Origin of the sequence: Gordonia sp. YY1 (assembly GCF_009872315.1) — a bacterium.
Lineage (GTDB): Bacteria > Actinomycetota > Actinomycetes > Mycobacteriales > Mycobacteriaceae > Gordonia > Gordonia amicalis.
Genome location: NZ_WXYI01000008.1, coordinates 171,558 through 192,044 on the forward strand (window position 1 = coordinate 171,558; position 20,487 = coordinate 192,044).

21 protein-coding genes, 1 tRNA gene and 1 pseudogene are annotated in these 20,487 nt (G+C 67.3%); 10 read left to right on the top strand and 13 right to left on the bottom strand.

What is annotated here, in order from left to right; all coding sequences use genetic code 11:
* The first annotated feature begins 107 nt into the window (after positions 1–107).
* Positions 108–1,853: a DUF3556 domain-containing protein gene (locus BPODLACK_RS13085; protein ID WP_024498760.1), complete on the top strand. Its 1,746-nt coding sequence runs from the start codon at positions 108–110 to the stop codon at positions 1,851–1,853.
* A 33-nt stretch (positions 1,854–1,886) separates the two neighbouring features.
* Here BPODLACK_RS13085 and BPODLACK_RS13090 read toward each other — a convergent pair whose 3' ends face one another.
* Positions 1,887–3,029, bottom strand: a complete 1,143-nt coding sequence (locus BPODLACK_RS13090; RefSeq protein WP_006435214.1) for an acyl-CoA dehydrogenase family protein — start codon at positions 3,027–3,029, stop codon at positions 1,887–1,889.
* Positions 3,030–3,391: 362 nt separating this feature from the next.
* Here BPODLACK_RS13090 and BPODLACK_RS13095 point away from each other — a divergent pair, with 362 nt between their 5' ends.
* A complete protein-coding gene (locus tag BPODLACK_RS13095; RefSeq protein WP_006435215.1) occupies positions 3,392–3,862 on the top strand; it encodes a hypothetical protein in 471 nt (156 codons plus the stop codon).
* A gap of 19 nt (positions 3,863–3,881) precedes the next feature.
* On the opposite strand, the pseudogene BPODLACK_RS13100 reads toward BPODLACK_RS13095, so the two are convergent.
* Positions 3,882–4,783 (bottom strand): annotated as a pseudogene (locus tag BPODLACK_RS13100) (helix-turn-helix transcriptional regulator).
* A gap of 176 nt (positions 4,784–4,959) precedes the next feature.
* Here BPODLACK_RS13100 and BPODLACK_RS13105 point away from each other — a divergent pair.
* The gene (locus BPODLACK_RS13105) at positions 4,960–5,781 is read left to right on the top strand and encodes an SDR family oxidoreductase (protein ID WP_006435217.1); all 822 of its coding nucleotides are present in this window, start codon (positions 4,960–4,962) and stop codon (positions 5,779–5,781) included.
* 78 nt (positions 5,782–5,859) lie between these two features.
* Here BPODLACK_RS13105 and BPODLACK_RS13110 read toward each other — a convergent pair whose 3' ends face one another.
* Positions 5,860–7,272: a phytoene desaturase family protein gene (locus BPODLACK_RS13110; protein WP_024498762.1), complete on the bottom strand. Its 1,413-nt coding sequence runs from the start codon at positions 7,270–7,272 to the stop codon at positions 5,860–5,862.
* Positions 7,269–8,231 carry an alpha/beta fold hydrolase gene (locus tag BPODLACK_RS13115; RefSeq protein WP_236577668.1) on the bottom strand — a complete coding sequence of 321 codons (963 nt, stop codon included), beginning with the start codon at positions 8,229–8,231 and terminating at the stop codon, positions 7,269–7,271. The genes BPODLACK_RS13110 and BPODLACK_RS13115 overlap by 4 nt, the downstream gene beginning before the upstream one ends.
* Positions 8,232–8,367: 136 nt before the next feature.
* Here BPODLACK_RS13115 and BPODLACK_RS13120 point away from each other — a divergent pair, with 136 nt between their 5' ends.
* Complete coding sequence (locus BPODLACK_RS13120; RefSeq protein ID WP_159405444.1) at positions 8,368–8,805, top strand: MarR family winged helix-turn-helix transcriptional regulator; 438 nt, start codon at positions 8,368–8,370, stop codon at positions 8,803–8,805.
* A 55-nt stretch (positions 8,806–8,860) separates the two neighbouring features.
* Here the strand turns inward: BPODLACK_RS13120 and BPODLACK_RS13125 are convergent.
* The 5 genes from BPODLACK_RS13125 to BPODLACK_RS13145 form a co-directional block, all read right to left on the bottom strand.
* Positions 8,861–8,951, bottom strand: a tRNA-Ser gene (locus tag BPODLACK_RS13125).
* 77 nt (positions 8,952–9,028) lie between these two features.
* Positions 9,029–9,238: a CsbD family protein gene (locus BPODLACK_RS13130; RefSeq protein ID WP_006435223.1), complete on the bottom strand. Its 210-nt coding sequence runs from the start codon at positions 9,236–9,238 to the stop codon at positions 9,029–9,031.
* A 172-nt stretch (positions 9,239–9,410) separates the two neighbouring features.
* Positions 9,411–9,680: a hypothetical protein gene (locus BPODLACK_RS13135; RefSeq protein WP_006435224.1), complete on the bottom strand. Its 270-nt coding sequence runs from the start codon at positions 9,678–9,680 to the stop codon at positions 9,411–9,413.
* Between the two features lie 124 nt (positions 9,681–9,804).
* A complete protein-coding gene (locus tag BPODLACK_RS13140; RefSeq protein WP_006435225.1) occupies positions 9,805–10,269 on the bottom strand; it encodes a nucleoside deaminase in 465 nt (154 codons plus the stop codon).
* A gap of 16 nt (positions 10,270–10,285) precedes the next feature.
* Positions 10,286–10,828, bottom strand: a complete 543-nt coding sequence (locus BPODLACK_RS13145; protein ID WP_006435226.1) for a tRNA adenosine deaminase-associated protein — start codon at positions 10,826–10,828, stop codon at positions 10,286–10,288.
* A gap of 79 nt (positions 10,829–10,907) precedes the next feature.
* Between BPODLACK_RS13145 and BPODLACK_RS13150 the strand changes: the two genes are divergently transcribed.
* Complete coding sequence (locus BPODLACK_RS13150; RefSeq protein WP_006435227.1) at positions 10,908–11,882, top strand: prephenate dehydrogenase; 975 nt, start codon at positions 10,908–10,910, stop codon at positions 11,880–11,882.
* 23 nt (positions 11,883–11,905) lie between these two features.
* Here BPODLACK_RS13150 and BPODLACK_RS13155 read toward each other — a convergent pair whose 3' ends face one another.
* Both BPODLACK_RS13155 and BPODLACK_RS13160 read right to left on the bottom strand, forming a co-directional pair.
* Positions 11,906–12,559, bottom strand: coding sequence for a putative glycolipid-binding domain-containing protein (locus BPODLACK_RS13155; RefSeq protein WP_035760422.1), 654 nt, complete (start codon positions 12,557–12,559; stop codon positions 11,906–11,908).
* A 60-nt stretch (positions 12,560–12,619) separates the two neighbouring features.
* A complete protein-coding gene (locus BPODLACK_RS13160; protein ID WP_006435229.1) occupies positions 12,620–13,360 on the bottom strand; it encodes a hypothetical protein in 741 nt (246 codons plus the stop codon).
* A gap of 429 nt (positions 13,361–13,789) precedes the next feature.
* Between BPODLACK_RS13160 and helR the strand changes: the two genes are divergently transcribed.
* The 4 genes from helR (at position 13,790) to BPODLACK_RS13180 (ending at position 17,962) form a co-directional block, all read left to right on the top strand.
* Positions 13,790–15,961 carry an RNA polymerase recycling motor ATPase HelR gene (gene helR, locus BPODLACK_RS13165; protein WP_096272787.1) on the top strand — a complete coding sequence of 724 codons (2,172 nt, stop codon included), beginning with the start codon at positions 13,790–13,792 and terminating at the stop codon, positions 15,959–15,961.
* Positions 15,962–16,050: 89 nt separating this feature from the next.
* Positions 16,051–16,596, top strand: a complete 546-nt coding sequence (locus tag BPODLACK_RS13170) for a hypothetical protein (RefSeq protein ID WP_006438762.1) — start codon at positions 16,051–16,053, stop codon at positions 16,594–16,596.
* Entirely contained in the window at positions 16,593–17,003 is a 411-nt protein-coding gene (locus BPODLACK_RS13175; RefSeq protein WP_006438761.1) for a BlaI/MecI/CopY family transcriptional regulator, read from the top strand. The genes BPODLACK_RS13170 and BPODLACK_RS13175 overlap by 4 nt, the downstream gene beginning before the upstream one ends.
* Complete coding sequence (locus tag BPODLACK_RS13180) at positions 17,003–17,962, top strand: M56 family metallopeptidase (RefSeq protein WP_006438760.1); 960 nt, start codon at positions 17,003–17,005, stop codon at positions 17,960–17,962. The genes BPODLACK_RS13175 and BPODLACK_RS13180 overlap by 1 nt, the downstream gene beginning before the upstream one ends.
* Positions 17,963–17,988: 26 nt before the next feature.
* On the opposite strand, the gene BPODLACK_RS13185 is transcribed toward BPODLACK_RS13180, so the two are convergent.
* Positions 17,989–18,885, bottom strand: coding sequence for a cytochrome c biogenesis CcdA family protein (locus BPODLACK_RS13185; protein WP_159405445.1), 897 nt, complete (start codon positions 18,883–18,885; stop codon positions 17,989–17,991).
* 1 nt (position 18,886) lies between these two features.
* Positions 18,887–19,594, bottom strand: a complete 708-nt coding sequence (locus tag BPODLACK_RS13190; RefSeq protein WP_236577669.1) for a DsbA family protein — start codon at positions 19,592–19,594, stop codon at positions 18,887–18,889.
* Positions 19,595–19,676: 82 nt separating this feature from the next.
* On the opposite strand from BPODLACK_RS13190, the gene BPODLACK_RS13195 reads away from it, so the two are divergent.
* Positions 19,677–20,441 carry a DsbA family protein gene (locus BPODLACK_RS13195; protein WP_236577670.1) on the top strand — a complete coding sequence of 255 codons (765 nt, stop codon included), beginning with the start codon at positions 19,677–19,679 and terminating at the stop codon, positions 20,439–20,441.
* Positions 20,442–20,487: the final 46 nt, after the last annotated feature.

The window sequence follows — 20,487 nt, forward strand, 5'->3', positions numbered from 1 at the left end:
GTGGCCTGTTCGCGACTGGCATCTACCACGCGAGGATGTCGGCCACAGCCAGGCCACACCACCGATCTCGCCCCAAGCAATCGCTTGGTTTGTTACGTTCGGCAACGATGGGATTCCTGAAACAGACCACTCCCGACATCGACTTCCCGACCTGGAGCCAGGGCACACGCGCGGAGAAGATCCGGCCCATGGCGCGACATTGGGCCGAGGTCGGGTTCGGGACCCCGGTGGCACTGCACCTGTTCTATGTCGGCAAGATCCTCGCCTTCATCCTGATCGGCTGGACGATCGTCATCACGACGCCGGGCATCGACGGCTTCCTCGACGTCACCGCCTGGTACAACGAGCCGATCGTCTTCCAGAAGGTCGTGCTCTACACGACGCTCTTCGAGGTGGTGGGTTTCGGCTGCGGGTTCGGCCCGCTGAACAACCGCTTCTTCCCGCCCTTCGGCTCGATCCTCTACTGGTTGCGCCCCGGGACGATCCGTCAGCCCCCGTGGCCCCGGATCCCACTGACCGCGGGTGACGCCAGGACCCCCGTCGACGTCCTGCTCTACGGCGCGCTGATCGTCGTCGTGCTGATCGCCCTGTTCAGCCCCGGTTCGGGCGCCGTCCCCGAACTCGACACCACCGTCGGCGTCCTTCCCGCGTGGCAGATCTGGACGATCCTCGGACTCCTCGCCGCGATCGGACTCCGGGACAAGACGGTCTTCCTGGCCGCACGCGGCGAGGTGTACGGCGCGCTGACGGTGACGTTCCTGTTCGGCGGCGTCGACATGATCATCGGCGCCCAACTCTTGTTCCTGTGCATCTGGCTCGGCGCGGCGACGTCGAAACTGAACAAGCATTTCCCCTTCGTCATCGCGACGATGATGTCCAACAACCCGATCTGGCGGTCGCCGAAGATCAAACGCAAGTTCTTCGAGGACTTCCCCGAAGACCTCCGACCCGGACGCCGGTCCCGTTGGATCGCCCACTTCTCCACGGCCGTCGAAGGACTCGTCCCGATCGTGCTGTTCTTCTCGCACGGCGGGTGGGTCGGCGGGATCGCCGCCGCGATCATGCTCGTCTTCCACTTCGGCATCCTGTCGTCGATCCCGATGGGAGTCCCGCTGGAGTGGAACGTCTTCATGATGTTCGGCATCCTCGCGATCTTCGTCGGCCACCCGGGCATCGGGCTCACCGACCTCGAATCCCCGTGGCCGCTACTACTGTTCGCGGTGTCGGCGACGACGGTGGTCGTCGGGAACCTGATGCCGCGCAAGGTGTCCTTCCTGCCCGGCATGCGGTACTACGCGGGCAACTGGGACACCGGACTGTGGTGCATCAAGCCGTCGGCGTCGGCGAAGATCGAAGCGGGCATCGTGGCCATCGCGTCGATGCCGGCGGCCCAACTCGAACGGTTCTACGGCAGTCCCGAAGCCGCCCAGATCCCCCTCTACATGGGATATGCGTTCCGCTCCTCCAACAGTCACGGCCGCGCACTCTTCACGCTCGCACATCGCGCCATGAGTGGAACCCCCGAGGAACAGTACGTACTCACCGACGGCGAACGGATCTGCAGCACCGCGATGGGCTGGAACTTCGGCGACGGCCACCTCTCCAACGAGCAGCTCATCGAATCACTCCAGCGCCGTTGCCGATTCGAGCCGGGCGAGGTGCGGATCGTCCTGCTCGACGCCCAGCCGATTCATCGTCAGACGCAGGAGTACCGCCTGATCGACCCGGCGATCGGCGTCTTCGAGAAGGGCTACGTCCGGGTCGCCGATCTCGTCACCCGCCAGCCGTGGGACGACGAGGTCCCGACGACAGTGACATGGCGCGCCGATGGTGGCCGCACTGATCCTGCCTGAGGCCGCCTGCCGTCGGCGCGACCGGTCCCGGACTCACAGGGTGCGGGCGATGATCTCCTTCATGATCTCGTTGGTTCCCGCGTAGATCTTCTGCACGCGGTTGTCCGCCCACAGGCGGGCGATCGGGTACTCGTTCATGTATCCGTAGCCGCCGAACAGCTGGAGGCATTCGTCGGCGACCGCCATCGCCCGGTCGCTCGTCCACCATTTCGCCATTGCGACCGTGGGGATGTCGAGCTTTCCGTCGATGTGCTTCACGATGCAGTCGTCGACGAAGACACGCGCTATCCGTGCCTCGGTGGCCGCTTCGGCGAGTTTGAACTTGGTGTTCTGGAAACTGAAGACAGGCCGGCCGAATGCCTCGCGCTCCTTGGTGTAGGCGATCGTCTCGGAGACGGCCTTCTCCATGCCGGCCACCGAGGCGACCGCGATGATCAGCCGCTCCTGTGGCAACTGCTGCATCAGCTGGATGAACCCCTGACCTTCCTGCTCACCGAGCAGGTTCGACGTCGGCACCCGGACGCCGTCGAAGAACAGCTCCGATGTGTCCTGTCCGCGCTGCCCGATCTTGTCGAGGACCCGTCCGCGACGGAACCCCTGCCGGCTGGATTCGACGAGGATCAGGGAGATGCCCTTGGCACCCTCGGACGAGTCCGTCTTGGCGACGACGATGATGAGGTCGGCCTGGCCGCCGTTGGTGATGAAGGTCTTCGAGCCGTCGATGACGTAGTCGTCACCGTCGCGGATCGCCCTGGTCTTGACGTTCTGTAGGTCGGAGCCGGTACCCGGTTCCGTCATGGCGATGGCGCCCACGACCTCCCCGCTGGCCATCTTGGGGAGCCACGTCGACTTCTGCTCCTCGGATCCGTACGCGAGGAGGTAATGCGCAACGATGCCGTTGTGGAGGCTGACGCCCCATGAGCTGTCGGCCACGCCGGCCTGCTCCTCGATGAGCACCGCCTCGTGCGCGAACGTGCCCCCGCCGCCGCCGTACTGCTCGGGGATGGACATACACAGAAGCCCCAGTTCACCGGCCTTGAGCCACAGGTCGCGATCGACATGGTGCTGCTCGATGAACTTCTCGGTGTTCGGCTTGATCTCTTTCTCGCAGAAGCTTCGCGCCAGTTCACGCAAAGCGCTGATGTCGTCGTCCTCCCAGGGGGAACGTTCAGTCACAGGGGTCAGCCTTTCGTCGCGGGACCGTCGGCGCCAATCGTAACATTGAACGATGTAACGGTTGGCGCACCGCGCATCGCCGCGCCTCGTGTACGGGAGAACGCGGGCGATCAGGCCGCGGCGTGTCCGAGGTGCGCAACCGGGAGTCGTACGTCATGATCGGATGCACACGCCGAGATCAGCGGCCCCCGTGCCCGATCGTCGTGCGCGTCGAATCGACGCCGGGTCCCGCGCGCGCCTTCCCCCGCCTTCGGATGCTCAAATCGACTGCTGTCCAATATCTTTCCGACGCGTCGCGATGCAGAACGATCCGAAATCGGTCACACTGTGAGCACACCAGCCTTCGCCGAGAGGGGTCAGTTGTGACCAGGATCTTCGATGCAACCACTTGGGGAGCCGAGCTCTGTGCCGCCGGCGACGACGTCCTCGCCGGCGAGGTCTCACTGCGTGAGGAATCCCTGAGGCGCAAGGTCGCGTTCTACCTCGACGCCGAGGGACTCCCCTTGTGCCAGTCCTCGTGCGACCCGTCGCAGTGGCATCCGACGCTGGTGACCCGGATGACCTCGGTGGTCGTCTCCCATGGGCGCGCCGTCGTCTCCATCGATGCGGCTCTCCCGTTGCACTCGTCGATTCTCGACATCGCTTTCCCCGGAGCAGGTTCTGGTGGCTCGATGATGGACATCACCATCGTCGACCTGTCCCGGCACCGCCGTACCCTGCACGCCGAGGTCCCGTCACATCTGGTGGTGACCGGCACCATCGCCGTGGCACTCTCTCCCGTCGGGTCGGCGCTGCGCACCGCGCCATCGGGACGCACGATCGGGATCGGCTGACCTCGCCCCCGGCGCCCGCTCAGGCGTTCCCATCGGGGATCTGCGGGACCGTCGACTCCGACGCAGTCGCCGCCGACGGTTCGTCGGCGATCCGGGACAACAGCTGCAGCGCATGCCGGGACGCGGACTCCGGCTCGGTCCGGTAGACGAAGATCGTCGCTCGGGATCGTCGCCCGGGCTCAGGGCTTGGTAGGAGACCTTCAGATCACCCACCACCGGATGGTGGTACCGCTTGGTGCCGACGCTCCGCTCATGCACGCGGTTGCGCGACCACAGCTTGACGAATTCCGGGCTGTGGATGGACAGTTCACCCACCAGAGCGCCGAGCCGCGGATCGTCGGGATGCTTGCCCGCATCCATGCGCAACATGGCAGCGGTGTCCGCGGCGACGCCGTCCCAGTCGACGTACAGGTCGCGCGCGTGGGGGTCGAGAAAGACGAATCGGGCCTGATTGCGTTCTGCCGCAGGCCGGTTCTCGAAATCGGCGACCAGGAGTCCGGCGAGTCGGTTGTGGCCCAGCACATCCAGGCGGCGCCCGAGTACGAACGCTGGTTGCAGTGCGGCGTCGAAGGTCTCGAGCAGTTCGAGCGTCGACGCGTGGAGACGCTGCGGCTTGTCGGCACGGCGTCGGCGAGTCGGTTCGCGACGGGCGATCGTGTGCAGGTGGTTGCGTTCACTGTCGTCGAGTTGCAGTGCGTCGGCGAGTGCGTCGAGGACCTCCAGCGACGCACTCTTGCTCCGCCCCTGTTCCAGCCGCGTGTAGTAGTCGACGCTCACTCCGGCGAGCATCGCCAGTTCCTCACGACGCAGGCCGTTGACCCTGCGACGTCCCACCTCGGCTATCCCGGCGGCGTCCGGTGACAGCCGACCGCGGGCCGCGCGAAGGAAATCGGCGAGTGACGGTTCGAGTTGATCGGCCATGTTCCCATCCTGCGGACTCGTCTGACCTGCGTCAAAGGGTGAGGGTGGCCCAGTTTGTCCCAGGAAGAACTCTCTCTTCACCGATGGCTGCCGGGTCGTGACGATGGATGTCATCGCCTCGACGGCGATTCACCACCACCCCAACAGGAAGTGAGTACACGAACATGTCTGTCTAGATGATCACCGGAGCGGGCCGCGGACTGGGCCTCGAGATCACACGAGCCGCCCTGCAGGCCGGCGACCACGTCGCGGTCTGCGCACGACGCACCGACTCCATCCCCGACGACGTCCGCAACCACCCCGATGTGTTGCCGGTACCTCTCGACGTCACCGACATCGGCCAGGTCGCGACCGCAGTCGCGTCCGTGATGGAGCGGTTCGGAACCGTCGACGTCCTCGTCAACAATGCCGGACGCGGCCTCCTCGGCGCCGTGGAGGAGATCACCGATGCCGAGGCGCGGTCGGTGTTCGACGTCAACGTCTTCGGGCTCCTCAACGTCACCCGTGCGGTCGTACCACTGATGCGCGCGGCCGGCCGGGGCAAGCTCGTCCACATCGGGTCGCGCGGCGGCTTCGAGGGCGAGCCCGGCGTCGCACTCTATTCGGCGACCAAGTTCGCGGTCGCGGGTATCAGCGAATCCCTCGCCGGTGAACTAGCGCCGTTCGGAATCCAGAGCACGGTCGTCGAACCCGGCGTGTTCCGCACCGATTTCCTCGATGCCAGCTCGCTACAGTTGCCGGCGAATCAGGTTGCCGCATACGACGGTACGCCCGCACACGCGACTCTCGAGTGGGCCGAGGAGACCAACCATTCCCAGCTCGGCGACCCGGTCAAGGGTGCCGCGTTCATCCACCGGATCGTGTCGTCGGACGATCCACTGCCCCTGCATCTTCCGGTGGGCCAGGACGCACTCGACCGACGGGTGGCGATCACCGAACGCATCGAGAAGGAGATCGCTCCGTTGCGTGCGGCATCCGCTGCCACCGCGTGTGACTGACCGGCACCCGGAATCGCCACCTCACGTCCAGAATCGCAGCTGCCCAGCGGGATTCCCACGGAGGTGGCGATTCGGCCGTCACCGGAGTGAGCGCAGCGCCGACTCGGCGGCGTGATACCCGCACAGCCCGTGGATACCGGCGCCCGGCGGGCTGGCCTGCGAGCAGATGTGCACGCCCGGAACACCGATCGCGTACGGGTCGATCGCGAGGCGAGGCCGCAGGACCATCTGCAGGCCGTCGTTGGCGCCACCGATGATGTCACCGGCCCCGAAGTTGGCGTTCTTCTGGTGCAGGGCTTCGGTCCCCGTACTCGCCGTGGCGACGATCCGATCACGAAAGCCCGGCGCGAATCTCTCGATCTGCGAGACGATCTGGTCGGTGGCGTCGCCGTCGAAACCGCCGGGGACGTGGGCGTAGGCATAGATCGGGTTGATTCCGCCCGCACTGCGGGTGGGATCGGCGACGTACTGCTGACCGAGCAGGACGAACGGCCGCGACGGCATGACCCCGGCGGCACGTTGCTTCTCCGTATACGCGATCTCGCCGAAGCCGCCGCCGAGGTGAACGGTTCCGGCCCGCACACACTCCGGATTGGTCCACGGGATGTCACCGTCGACGGCGAAGTCGACCTTGAATGCGGACGAGCCGACGCGGTATCTCCGGTAGGAGCGGCGAATCCGCGCAGGCATGGCGTCGCCGTATATCGAAAGCACCTGTGACGGTGACAGATCCAGGAGGACGAGGTCGGCGGGCGGGATGTCGGCGCGGGAGCTGACCCGGACTCCGGTCTCGATCTTGCCGCCGGCCTCGAGCAGCGCAGCCGACACCGCGGCGGTGATGGCGCCGGAACCGCCCTCTGCCACCGGCCATCCGTATCGGTGCCCGCTCGCGGCGATCATCAGGCCGAGCGATGCGGTCAGCGGCCGGTCGAGGCGGGAGAACAGGTGCGCGGCGATCCCCCCGTAGAGGGCCCGTGCGCGTTCGGTGCGAAACCAGCGGGCCAGCACGGTGGCCGGAAGTACGGCTCGAGGACCGAAGGCGGCCAACCGGATCGGGTGTCCGGGGATGCCGACGATCGGCCCGAGGAGATCTTCACCCAGGTCGTCGAAGTGTTCGGCCAGATCGCCGAACATCGACCGCCAGCGGGCCCCGTCGACGCCGAGACCAGCGGCGGTCTCGGTGATCGACTGGTACAGGAGTCCGGCTTCACCGGAGTCGAGCGGGTGGGCACAGTCGATCTCCGGCCACTTCCACACCAGCCCGTACTTCTCGAGTCCGACCTCGGCCCAGAACGGCGACCCCACCCCGAGAGGATGGAACGCCGAACAATGATCGTGGATGAGGCCGGGCACCGTCAGCTCCCCGGACCGTGCGCCACCCCCGACCGTGTCCGCGGCCTCCAGCACCTGAACCTGCACTCCGGACCGGGCGAGGTGAAGGGCGGCGGCGAGCCCGTTGGGACCACCGCCGACCACGACTGCAGTGGTCACCGACTCCCCTGACCTCTCTCCGGGACCGGCGACGCGCCACAGTCGTCGGGTCGCATCCGCCATTCACTCACCACCTCAGAATCGGTGACCCGATGACGGGCGTCAACGTCGAGACTCCGGTCGACGCCGTCCAGGAAGTCGACGATCGCTGCAGCGAGGCGATCCGGAGCCTCGAGCGCGACGTGACGTCCGACCGCCTCGAACTCGATCGTGGACAGAGGTCCGCCCGAAATCTGAGCGAGCGTCTGAGCGGTGAAAGCTCCGCCGGAGGTCCCGACAGCGAGCATCGGCATGGTCAACGGCACCGAGGCCCGGTCGCGGAACTCTTCTCCCTCGGCGAGCATGGACCGATACAGGCCCGCCGCCCCGCGCCAGCCCCCGTCTCGGGCGAAGACCCGCACGAACTCGGCGATGTCCGTTTCGTCAACCGCCCCCGGCACGGTTGTCATCGTCGGGAACGCCCACTGCTCCAGCACTTCCCGTTCGCGCCCGCCGAAGAGCAAGTCGGCGATGCCCGGCGCGGCCAACGTACCGATGTGCCACGAACCGCCTCGGGTCACGTCCCCGAGCCCCTCCAGGCCGAACCCGGCCAGACCCATCTCGACCGCGATCAGACTGCGCACGAGACCGGGATGTTCCGTTGCCAACCGGTAGACCGCTCCACCCGAAATATCCTGTCCCAGAACATGCATCGGGCCCACATCGAGGTGCCGGATGAGTTGGCGCAGATCATCCGACGCCGTCGCGCTGTCGTGGTCGTCATCCGCGACCGCGGAGTCGCCGAAGCCACGGAGATCGACGGCGAACACCCGGTGACGCCTCGCCAGCAACGGAATCAGTCGGTGGAACGTCCACCATGATTCCGGGAAGCCATGAACCAGGAGGATGGGCGAGCCACCGCTTCCCGCCGAAACATGGTGCAGCGTCGTTCCGTTCACGTGCGCTACGTGGTGTTCCACGCCGGGGATCGTGGCCCTGGCCACACTTCGGGTATTCACACTCATGACAAGCCGTTTTATTGGCAACCGGGTTGTCAATAACCTAGAACCTGACAACCGGGTTGTCAATAGGGTGGGTGAGCATTAATCTCCCGACGTGGACGTTTCCCATGGTGGGCAGTTCGCGCGAATGCTGGTCGAGACCTTCGATGCGATGACGCGCGAGGTCATCGAGGAGCTGACCGCGGCCGGCCACGCCGGGCTCACGGTCTCGAATGAGCTCGCCATGGAGGCCATCGACGACGGGGCGGGCACCGCCGCCTCCCTGGCCCGTCGCCTCGGCGTCTCCCGTCAGGCCGCCGCCAAGACCATCACGACCCTCGAAGGCCTGGGTTACGTCGAACGTGCTGCCGACACAGACGACGCGCGCCGCAAGAGCCTGAGGATCACCACCCGGGGCCGGGAGGCGATCGCGATCGGGAGCTCGGCGTTCGAACGGATCCGGGTCCGGTGGGAATCCGCAGTCGGCGCCGACCGTGCCGCCGAGACCGAAGAGGCCCTCCGTACGCTGCGGGACGACATCGCCGGCAGCTGACGAAGCAGCATCCGAGAAGCAAGATGGCCCCCGTCTACACGACGGGGGCCATCTCTGGCGGTGGCGGAGGGATTTGAACCCTCGGTACGGGGTTACCGCACACAGCATTTCGAGTGCTGCACCTTCGGCCGCTCGGACACGCCACCGCGAAAGACTGTACCGCAGCGGGGCGGCGAGTCTTAAATCAGCTGGTCAGAGCGATCAAACCGGGTACAGCGGGCAATCAGTGGCCGGTCAGCTTGTCCTTGACGTCGTCGACCTTGCCCTTCACGGCGTCGGCGGCCTCGGTGATCTTCTGCTTCCCCTGGGCCTGGGCCTGATCGCCCTTGCCCTCGTTCTTCAGATCCTGATCGTCGGTGAGGCTGCCGGCGGCTTCCTTGCCGCGGCCCTTCAACTCTTCGGCTTTGTTCTTGGCGTCGTCAGTGGTTCCCATGAAGCCTCCTCGATGAGGTTCGGCACGGCCGGATGCCGGCCGAGGTGGAAGAACTCGGCGATCTACCCGCGCCGGTGGCTCGACGCGAGCGTCGCCATGCAGGAGCTGACTCCTGCGTTCCACGGTGCCACAGACCGGCGACTCCGTGCAGAACTCCAGGTCAGACGTCAGATCAACGACTGTTGAACTTCTGGGCCACCTCGGTGATCTTGTCCTTGGCGGTGGTGACGACCTCCTGGACCTTCTCGTTCTCGGCGAGCTCGCCCAGCTTGTCCTTCGCGGTGCCCAGCGCATCCTGGACCTGCTTGCTCTCGACCAGTTCGTCGATCTTGTCGCGGGCGGTGCCCAGTGCCTCCTGCACCTTGCCACTCTCGGCCAGTTCGTTGATCTTGGCCTTGGCGGTGTCGAATGCTGCGGTGACCTTGTCGGCCGGGTCGGACATGGCTACTCCTCGAGGATCGGGTCGGGACTCGATCTCCAATCTGCCAGAGCAGCGCGGTACCGACCACCGGTCGCGACCCTGCGATCTCACCGATCTTTTCGTCTCACATCCCTGAGAGTGGTGTTCAGCGCGCTCTCCGTGTCGCGAAGAAATCGACCATCAGCGCGCGGCACTCGGCCTCGAGGACGCCGCCTTTCACCTGGGGGCGGTGGGTGAGTCGCGGGTCTCGCACGACGTCCCACAGGGACCCGACGGCCCCGGTCTTGGGTTCCCACGCGCCGAACACCAGCGCGTCGACGCGGGACAGCGTGATGGCGCCGGCACACATCGTGCACGGTTCGACTGTCACCGCGATCGTGCAGCCGGGGAGTCGCCAACCGTCACCGAAGGCGCGGGCTGCGGCACGCAGGGCGAGCACCTCGGCGTGCGCCGTCGGATCGCCGTCTGCTTCCCGACGATTGGCCGCGCGCGCCAGTTCGACGCCCTCGGGGTCGAAGACCACGGCACCGATCGGGACGTCGTCGGTTCCCGACGACGAGGCGGCGTCGAGTGCCGCGCGCACCATGTTCTCCCAGGCGGGGGCACTCATCGTGCGCCGGCGCCGGTCAGTGGCCGAGTGAGTCGAGAACCTTGCCCAGTTCATCGGCGAAGCCGAGCCGGGCGGCGATCATGCCGAGCTGTTCATCCGCGTAGAGGTCGGTGTCGCCGACGATGACGCTCATGACCGCGTCGGGCAGGCCCAGGTCGGCCAGGACCGCCAGGTCGCCCTCTTCCCACGGTTCGACGGTGTCGAGCTCGTCCGGGTCGATGTCGGGCACGTCGAGGTTCAGGGCGTCGAGGACGTCGGCCGCGACGTCGTAGTCGACCGCCGCGGTCGCGTCGGAGAGCAGCAGCCGCGCACCCGACGGCGCGGGCCGGACGATGACGAAGAACTCGTCGTCGACGTCGAGCAGCCCGAACACGGCGCCGGCCGAACGGAGCTCGCGAAGTTGTCGCTCGGCGTCCTCGAGATCAGAGAGCGCCGACGGCTTGAGCGCAGTGACTTTCCATCCGCTCTCGTCGCGCACCACCGCAACAGCGAAACCGTCGATGTCCTCTTCCACGTCCTGCGTGTTCGAACCCGACTTCCCATATCCGGCACCGGCCATGCAGCAAACCGTAGCCTCTATCAGCTGCAGTCCCAAGTCCCGGAACGAGCGGAGATCGAGGTATGGGAACGTTGTCAGCGTGACTGCTGACTCGTCGTCCTCGCGTTCTGCGCCCTCGACGCCGGTGTGCGTGCTTGGCCTGGGTCTGATCGGCGGCTCGCTGTTGCGGGTTCTGCACGACGCCGGGCACGAGACGTTCGGTTACAACCGGTCGTCGGCGACCGTCGACGCAGCAACCTCCGACGGATACCAGGCGTCGACGGATCTCGTCGCCACCTTGCGCCGTGCGGCCGAGACGGAAGCCGTCATCGTCCTGGCGACCCCGGTGACGACCATCGAACCCATCGTGTCGGACATCGCCGAACACGCACCCGGCGCTCTGCTGACCGACGTGATCAGCGTCAAGCAGGAAGTGGAGAAGGTGATCGCGCGGGCACACCCCGGCGCGCGCTACGTCGGCGGGCATCCGATGGCGGGGACCAGTCGGTCCGGGTGGCCGGCAACCGATCCGACACTGTTCCGGGATGCGATGTGGGCGGTCACCACGACCGATCACACCGTCGCCGACGACTGGCTGGCCGTTGCGTCGATCGCACGGCTGGCGGGGTCGCTGGTGGTGCCCGTGGCTCCCGATGCGCACGACCGTGCCGTCGCCGCGATCTCCCACATGCCGCATCTGACGGCGGCCGCGACCGCCGCGGTGGGCGCCGGCGAGAGCGACCTCGCCCTACGCCTGGCCGCCGGCAGCTTCCGCGACGGCACCCGGGTCGCCGGAACGGCACCCGCGCTGCAGCGGGCGATGATCGAGGCCAACAGCATCGCCGTCCTCAACGTTCTCAGCGAGACCATCGACCGTCTGATCGCCGCGCGCGACGAGTTGCGTGATCACGGGACGGCCGAGGTCCTGGTCGACGACGGACATCGAGCACGCACCGCGTACGAACGACTGCACGACGGTAGCCCGGAGCCCATCAGTGGAGTGACGATCGGCGAGCCGGGTTGGCAGGAGGAACTCCGCCGCCAGGCGCATCAGGGCCGGGTGTGGGTGGGCTAGGCCTACCGCAAGGTCTGAGTGGGCTAGACCCGGCGGGCGAGTCCCGGGTAGTCGGCGACGAAGCCGTTGTCGTCGAGGGTGATGGTCGTGGTGGCCAGCGGCGACACCAGGTCGACGCCGTCCGCGGTGGCGGTGTAGGACATCGTGGCCGGCTTCACCTCACCGCTGGGCAGGTACATGTACATGACGGGTACCTCGACGGTGCCGTCGGCCGGCGTGATCCCCATGCGGCGCAACGGGAGCGCGTTGAACATGGGCGACAGCGCGAGGTCGACGTCCTCGGCACCCTCGAAGTCCGATTGGATGATCTCTCCGTCAGGGCGACGGATGAGCCAGGTGCCCTCGTTGTCGCGGGTGATTCCGAACTGGGTCTCCCCCGTGTCGCCGCAGATGAGGTGCACCGTGAGACGTCTGGTGATGCCGGTGTCGGTGGTCTGTAACTCGTACGACGCGGAGAACGGCTCGTGGTCGTCGGTCGCGGCGGCGATGATCCGGCCATAGGCCTTCACGCGTGCGCCGGAGACGACCAGGCGGACCTGTTCGAGTCGGTCGGTGTCCTCGCCACGCCACGTCAGCACGGTCTTGAACTCGTCCGTGGCGGCGGACGACTGCTCACCCTCGGGGGCTGTCTGCGGAGAACTCACACGACTACGGTAGCGAGCCGACCCGCCGATCACACATCGGACGTGCTGGTCACTCGACCAGATGGACGACGTGGCGGCGCGAATCTCCGCCGGTCACGCGATACACGAGGCGGTGCGTCGGGCCGACGACGCCGTCACCGTGTCCTCCACCACCACTTTGCCGTCGACCTTGATCGAACACTTGGCGCCGCTCCCGGTCCCGGCGATCACCAGGAGACGCAACGGATTGTCCCCACCGGTGAACTGGACACTCCAAGGATTGGATGGCGCGAACTCCGACCTCAGACCCATCGCGTCGACGTAGAGGATGGTGGCCTGACCGTCGATGGCGACGTCGTAGGTCACCGGTTTGTCCAGGGGATTGACGCGTTCGTCGGGTCCGCCGGGCACGGGCCGGCCGGGATCGTCGGGAGTCAGTTGCGGTGGTTCGAATGTGCGCGGAAGCGGAACGTCGATGGTGGTCGGCGGGTCGGCGAGGGGCAGTTCGGTGGGTTCGTTCCGAAAAATCCCGCTGAACCCGACTATCGCGACGGCCACCAGCACGACGAGTCCGAGACACACGATGAGCGTCGAGGTGGAGACCTTCGTGATGCGTGACTCGTCGTCCGATACGGCCGCGGATCGGGCGGCGGCACGCGCCTCTTCCCGCTCGGCCTGCTCGGCGATGCGCAGCTCGGTGTTGGTGGGCTGGCCGGGCCGGAACAGGGCGGTGCCGTCCGGGGCGTATCCGAGCGGCGGGTACAGCTGCGGCCCGGGTGTGTGCCCATACGGATCGCTGCCACGATCCCGCGGGTCGCGGGCGTCGCGGTTCGGTCCGCCGTACGGCTGTCCCATCGTCGGCCTCCGGTCGAAGTGTTGTCTGTCTTCGACCTTACGGCGGGTCTCTGTGCCGGTGAGCCCGCGCGGTCCGGAAATGCTGGTCGCGCGGTGGGCAACCCGTTGTGGAATCGATTGAACGAATGGGGTCCCGGTCCGGCCGTGCTGCCGCCCCTACCCCCAGTTCACGGGGGCGGCAGCCCCCTGACAGACCCCACCGAAATCGTTCACCAGGTGAACTGAAGACACTCTCACATATCTGACAACGGTGTGCAACAGATGGGAGGCGTGCAGCAGATGGGCATGTGACAGCCGGGCCTGGGCCGATCGTTCTGCCCTCTTCACCATAAGCGCTGGAGGGGGCCTTGCGGCAAGCCCCCTCACCGGGTGCAGAATCGCCTTCCCACCTGCCGAGAGTCTCACCCGCATCGCCCAATCGGAGCCGCTTTGTCCGTGTCGCCCGCCCCGCTCGTCCCCGAACCCAGCAGCGTCTTCGACCTCCCGAGGAGGCTGTCCGCCAAAGCCGACCCCGTACTCATCGCGGACGACGAGCGCCACCTGGCCATGCTCGCCGCGAGTCTCACCGAGAGCATCGACGACGCCACCGCCCGGATCGAGGCCCTCCGACGGTCCGAAGGCGGTGGTGGACGACGAGCACTGGATCGCGATCTGGAGATCCACCAGACGCTCTCCCGCGTACGCGCTCTGCAACGCTTCAGCCTCGAGGCATGCCTGGGTCGTATCGTCGGCACCGACGGCGAGGTCCTCTACATCGGTCGCCTCGGCCTGACGGGGTCCGACGGTGCGACGTTGCTCGTCGACTGGCGTACCCCGCTGGCAGCTCCGTTCTTCGCCGCCACGCTGCGTGAGCCCGCGGGCCTGGTGAGCCGACGCCGCTACCGATGGACCCGAGGCCGCATCACCGACTACTGGGATGAGGTGTTCGTCGACGACCCGGCGGTCCTCGACCGGCACGCCGCACTCGACGACCAGTCGGCGTTCATCGCCGATCTCGCGGCCGTCCGTTCGCCGCGGATGCGGGATGTGCTGGGTACGATCGCTGCCGATCAGGACGAGATCATCCGCGCCGGTTCCCATGGGGCCCTGGTCGTCGACGGTGGTCCCGGAACGGGCAAGACGGTGGTGGCGCTGCATCGGGCCGCGTATCTCGTGTACGCCGATCCCCGACTCGCCGGGAATCGCGGCGGACTCCTCGTCGTCGGTCCGCACCGCCCGTACCTCGCCTACGTCGCCGACGTGTTGCCGAGTCTCGGGGAGGGCAGCGTACAGACGTGCACGCTGTCCGATCTGGTCGTCGAAGGAGCTTCGGCGACAACGGAATCCGATGCTCACGTCGCACGGCTGAAGTCGTCGGCGGGCATGGTCGGGGCGATCGAGCCGGCTGTGGCGTTCTACGAACAACCACCGACGACGCCGCTCGTCGTCGAAACCCCCTGGGCTGAGGTCACTCTCACCGCAGCGGACTGGGCGGAGGCATTCGATGTGCCCGAGCCGGGGACGCCGCACAACGACGGTCGCGACGAGGTGTGGGAGGAACTCGTGTCGATCATCGCTGCCCGGCATGACGATGACGTCCCGTTCGGAGCACTGCGTTGTGCTCTCGCGTCCAACCCGGAGCTCACGTCCGCGTTCAACCGCGCATGGCCGGTTCTGCGGCCGGCGGAAATCGTCGGCGACCTCTGGTCGGTGCCGGCGTACCTGCGCCGGTGCGCGCCGTGGCTGACGCCCGAGCAGGTGAGTGCCCTGCAGCGCGATCGCCCGGACGCGTGGACCGACGCCGACCTCCCGCTGCTCGACGCGGCGCGACGCCGGATCGGCGACCCCGAAGCCGCCATGCGGAGACGCCGTCGGCGGGCGACGGTCGACGCCGAGCACGAGCGGATGAGCCAGGTGGTCGAGGACCTCATCGCGGCGCAGGTGCACGACGACGGCGAGGGACTCATGACCATGCTCCGGGGTGAGGACCTGCGCAACGCGCTCGACGACGGGGTCGTCGCCGACACCGACACCCCGGACCGGTTGGCCGGTCCGTTCGCGCACATCGTCGTCGACGAGGCGCAGGAACTGACCGATGCCCAGTGGCAGATGCTCCTGCACCGGTGCCCGTCGAAGAGCTTCACGGTGGTCGGCGATCGCGCCCAGGCCCGCCACGGATTCACCGAGTCGTGGTCGGAGAGATTGCAGCGGGTCGGCTTCGACGGCGTCACCATGTCGGGGTTGACGATCAATTACCGCACCCCCGAGGAGATCATGACCGAGGCGGAACCGGTCATCCGCACCGCGCTGCCCGACGCCAACGTCCCGACCTCGGTGCGCCGCACGGGGATTCCCGTCCGGCACGGCGATCGCTCGGAACTCGCCGGAATCGTCGACGAATGGTTGTCCGCGCACGACGAAGGACTGGTCTGCGTCATCGGCGCTCCGGATGTCGCCGATGCCGACCGGGTTCGGTCGCTGACCCCGACCCTTGCCAAAGGGCTCGAGTTCGATCTCGTCGTGCTCGTCGATCCGGAGTCCTTCGGCGAGGGGATCGAAGGCGCCGTGGACCGGTATGTGGCGATGACGCGGGCGACGCAGCAGTTGGTGGTGCTGAGTTAGCCGGGCCGGTCCGACCTGGCAGATCCGTCGACTATCGGGTCTAGTTGGTTACTACGATGCTTAGTCGAGGATGAGGCATACTGGCCGATGTGCGATTCCTGATGCCGATGCAGCGCTACCTGCGCGAGGCGCCGTCGATCCTGAAGCAGGGCCTCTCCGCCTGGTCGGTGCGGCACATGGTGGTGGCGGTGATCGCCGGCGCGGTGATCGGCGTGGTCATCGCCCTCGCCACAGCGCTCATCCCCAACCCCGTCTTCGTCCGGTCGATCGGTCCCGAGTGGTGGAACGCGCCGGTGCTCGTTCTCAGCGCGGTCCTCGGTGGACTGCTGGTGGCCAGTTACGTTCGCAGCCCAGGAACGGCGACCGACGCGGACCGTCCCGGGCGTCTCGGGATGGCCGGTGGCTTCTTGACCTGGTTCGCCGTGGGCTGTCCGGTCTGCAACAAACTCGTCGTGCTGACGTTGGGCTCCTCGGGGGCGATGACCTGGTTCGCGCCCATGCAACCCGTGATGGCGGTCGCGGCAGTGGGATTGTCGGCGGTGGCGCTGACCGAGCGACTCCGTGCGCAACAGAAGGGGTGCCGGATCAGGTTCGACGCTCCTGGGTCCGACCCGGTTGCGGCCGTGCCGCGATGAGCACGAAACGCTCCGGTGCCGCCGACCGTCCGGCGCCCGAACCCGCGCGTCTGGGTGCGCTCGAACAGCAGGTCATGAACATCCTCTGGGCCGATGGCCCGCAATCCATTCGCGAGATCATCGAGAAGCTGCCCGGTGAGCCCGCGTACACCACGATCGCGACGGTGCTGCGTAATCTCGAGCGCAAGCGGATGACCTCCGCCAGCCGTCGGCGCGGATCGGTGCGCCACCGGGCGGTGCACGACCGCGACCAGTACGCGGCTCAGCTGATGCAGCATGCGCTGACCACCAGCGGAGACCGCGCGTCGTCGATGCTGCACTTCGTCGAGGCGCTCTCGCCGACCGACATCGAGGTGCTGCGCAGATACGTCACCGAACATGCCGACGACCCCCCGGAGCAGAGCTGATGCTGGTCACCGTGGCGGTGGTGGTGGCCGCGTTCGTCGCTGCAGGTTGGCTGGGTCCGCGCGCTCTACGTCGCGCCGCGCCCGCGTTGTCCCGGGCGCCGCGTGTGGCAACCGGCCTGCTGATGGCCTGCGCCGCGCTGTGGGCCGGCGCGTTACTCGCGATCGGACCGATGTTCGCCTGGGTGCTCCGCGGCCCCCAGATCCTGCCGTCCGGAGCGGCCGAGGTGTGCCAGCGCTGCCTTGCCAGCGCGAGCCCGTGGTCGACCGGCACCGTCGAGACGGCGCTACCGACCGTCTTGTTTCTCCTCGCACCGGTGGTCATCGTTCTCACCGCAAGCTGGGTGGGCGCCCGGTATGTGTACCGCTCGACCATGAGCACGCGCGCCACCGCAGCCGCTTTCGCCGCCGTGACCACCCCCGGGGAGATCGCCGGCCATCGCGTCCGGGTCCTCGACGACGCCACGCCCGTCGTGTTCGCGCTACCCCGTCGCCGTGGCGGGATCATCATCTCTCGCGGTGCCGTCCAGCTCCTCGACGGCGTGGAGCTGAGGGCGGTGCTGGAACACGAAAGCGCCCATCTGCGCCAGCGACATCACCTGATCGCACTCGTCGTCGGCGCACTCGGTGCCCCACTGCGATGGTCGCCGTTGCTCGACTCGATCGTCGAGGCGGTGCCCCACTATCTCGAGATCGCGGCCGACAACGCGGCCCGCCACGCCGTCAGCACCCCGGCGCTCGCCACTGCGCTCCTGAAACTCGGCGGGCACCGCACCCACGTCCCGGGTGCACTGCACGCCGGTGGACCCGACCGGATCGGACAGCTCGTGGCGGTCGCCGACGGATCACGTCGGGGCGCGGTCCCTACTGCGGCGATCGTCGCGTTCATGGTGTTCTCGGCACTGGTCACCGCAAGCATCTACGCCTCCTACCTGATGGCCGCCAACGCCTGCATCCGGTGAGCCACCTGCGTGCGGGCCGTCGTCGGTCAGGCCTCCTCAGCCGCGACTGATCGTGCGGACGGATGTTCGTCGTCGAGGCCCGTTGCGTCGGGCCGACCGACCACGCGCGCCCTACTCGATCGACGCCACCACCAGGTGAGCACCACCGTGGCCAGCACCGCGATCGCGATGATGTCGACGATCGGTGTGGCCAGCATGCCCGCCGCGTTCTGTAGCCAGCCCTGGGCGTCGATCCCGATCGGCTCCGGGGCCCCGACGAACCCATTGGTGAGCCAGAACACGACGCCGACGGCGATCAGCAGGCCACCGGCGATCAGGTGGGTGGTGTGCAACCGCAGACGTCCGAGCGACACCTCGCGTCCACGAAGTCGTGCGCGCCCCGCCTCCCCGATTCGTGTCCACAGCACGGCGAGGATCAACAGCGGCACCACCATCCCCAGTGCGTACACCGCGAGCAGCAGTGCGGCCCCGCCGATTCCGCGGGACGCGGCCATCGTGATCACGGCACCGAGGATCGGTCCGGTGCAGAACCCGGTGACCCCGCTGACCGCACCGAGCAACAACGTCTTCACCAGCCCGGTGCGTGCCATCGACTGCTGCTGTACCCGGGACATACCCGGAACCAACCGGCCCAGGTCGAAGCCTCGACCGAAGAGCTGCAGCACACCCAGCATCACGATGAGAAGCGCGGCGACGGCGATGATCGTCGATCGGTGCTCGGTGAGTCTCGACGCCAGCGCTCCGACACCCATCCCCACCGGCAACAGTGTGATCAGGAGTCCGGCGTAGAAGATCGCGGCATGCACGACCAGCGCCCGCGCGCCCACCGAGGATGCGAAGAACGCCGGGAGCAGCAGTGCGCCACAGGGGCTCAGCAATGCGAGCACGCCGCCGGCGAAGGCGGCGATCAAGCCCACATCCACGCTAGTTGCCTTCCGCGGTGGTCAGTTCGTCGAGCGCGTCGACGAACACCTGGGTCGGCTGGGCACCCGCGATGGGCTGTCCGCCGAGAATGAACGACGGGGTCGAGTAGGCGCCGGCGGCGGCCCCCAGTTCTTCGTTCTCCGCGATTGCCTTCCAGGTCGCCGCAGACTCCATGTCCGACCGGAAGCGGTCGACGTCGAGTCCCAGCTCCGCCGACGTCGCGATCAAGCCCTCCGTGGACAGCCCGTCACCCTTCCGCGGCCGACCCTCCGGATACAAGGCGTGGTGATAGTCGAGGAAACGCCCTTGCAGCGCAGCCGCATACGCGGCCCGGGCGGCCCGTGTGGACGCCTCGCCGAAGACGTTGACGTCACGGAACTCGATGCGCAGCTCTCCTGCCTCGGCACGCTCGATCATCGTGGGCAGCGTGTCGTGCGACCACTTGGCGCAGAACGGACACTGGTAGTCGGTGAACACGATCAAGGTGACCGGAGCATCCACCCGACCCAACGCCAGCGGATCCTGTGGGTCGCGTCGTTCGAGGCCGATGTCGTAGAGGTAGTCACCGGTGCTGTCGGTACCGGCCCGCGCAGGAGGTTGCGGGTCGTCGGAGTCTATGACCACCACAAAGGCGATCAGGGCGATGGCTGTTGCGACGATGACGCCCGCCACCAGCCAGAACGTCAAGGGTGAACGCTTCTCGGTCAACAATGCCTCCGCTTCGAGTCGATTACTAAGCCAGATAGTAATCGACTATGGAACTTAGTTGATTGTCGGGCATAGTGGGCACGTGAGTTCTTCTGGCGATTCGACCCGAACCCCGGGCCCCGACGGTGGGCGACCACGACGACGCACGACCCGACGCTCGCGATGGGCCGTGGCGCTGGGTGCCGTGCTCGTGGCAACGCTGGTCACCGCGGCGCTGACGCGACCCTGGGAGGAACCGTCGGCCCCTGAGGTCGCAGCACCGGCGGCGACGATGATGAACACCAACCTGGGTCCGGCCGGGGATGTCCCCCGACGTACCGACGACGACCCGCTCGTCTTCGGGGCCGCCGACGCTCCCGTCACCATGGTGGTCTTCGAGGACTTCCGCTGCGAGTACTGCATCGTGTTCACCCGGGAGATCCAGCCGGCACTGGTCGACCGCTACGTCGATACCGGGATACTCCGCGTCGAGTGGCGCGACGCCCCGATGGCGGGGCCGCAATCCTGGCTCGCGGCGCGTGCCGGCCGAGCGGCCGCCGCTCAGGACCGGTTCTGGGAATTCGTACGGGTGGTGATGGAGGGCGCCCCGGCAGACCGGCAACCCGAATTCACCGAAGAGTCACTCACGGCGTTCGCCCGGCGAGCGGGGGTCACCGATCTCGAACGGTTCGGAAGCGATATGCGCGGTGGCACTTTCGACCTCGACATCGAGTCCGACCTCCGCCTCGCGAAGAGTCTGTTCATACCCCCGACGCCGGCGTTCTGGATCAACGGCACCCCGCTGCTGGCGGGAATGCCGTTGCCGGTCTTCATCGATGTCATCGAAGGTGTTCGGCCCGCACGATAGGCAGTCCCAGCCGGGGTGAGGTGCCTAGCCCATGGGCGGTCGGGTC

What these genes read in the sequence shown, in the direction of transcription:
- BPODLACK_RS13085 (WP_024498760.1), top strand. Translation starts at nt 108, where the DNA reads ATGGGATTCCTGAAACAGACCACTCCCGACATCGACTTCCCGACCTGG.
- BPODLACK_RS13105 (WP_006435217.1), top strand. Translation starts at nt 4,960, where the DNA reads ATGATCACCGGAGCGGGCCGCGGACTGGGCCTCGAGATCACACGAGCC.
- BPODLACK_RS13130 (WP_006435223.1), bottom strand. Translation starts at nt 9,238, where the DNA reads ATGGGAACCACTGACGACGCCAAGAACAAAGCCGAAGAGTTGAAGGGC.
- BPODLACK_RS13135 (WP_006435224.1), bottom strand. Translation starts at nt 9,680, where the DNA reads ATGTCCGACCCGGCCGACAAGGTCACCGCAGCATTCGACACCGCCAAG.
- BPODLACK_RS13140 (WP_006435225.1), bottom strand. Translation starts at nt 10,269, where the DNA reads ATGAGTGCCCCCGCCTGGGAGAACATGGTGCGCGCGGCACTCGACGCC.
- BPODLACK_RS13145 (WP_006435226.1), bottom strand. Translation starts at nt 10,828, where the DNA reads ATGGCCGGTGCCGGATATGGGAAGTCGGGTTCGAACACGCAGGACGTG.
- BPODLACK_RS13160 (WP_006435229.1), bottom strand. Translation starts at nt 13,360, where the DNA reads ATGGGACAGCCGTACGGCGGACCGAACCGCGACGCCCGCGACCCGCGG.
- BPODLACK_RS13175 (WP_006438761.1), top strand. Translation starts at nt 16,593, where the DNA reads ATGAGCACGAAACGCTCCGGTGCCGCCGACCGTCCGGCGCCCGAACCC.
- BPODLACK_RS13180 (WP_006438760.1), top strand. Translation starts at nt 17,003, where the DNA reads ATGCTGGTCACCGTGGCGGTGGTGGTGGCCGCGTTCGTCGCTGCAGGT.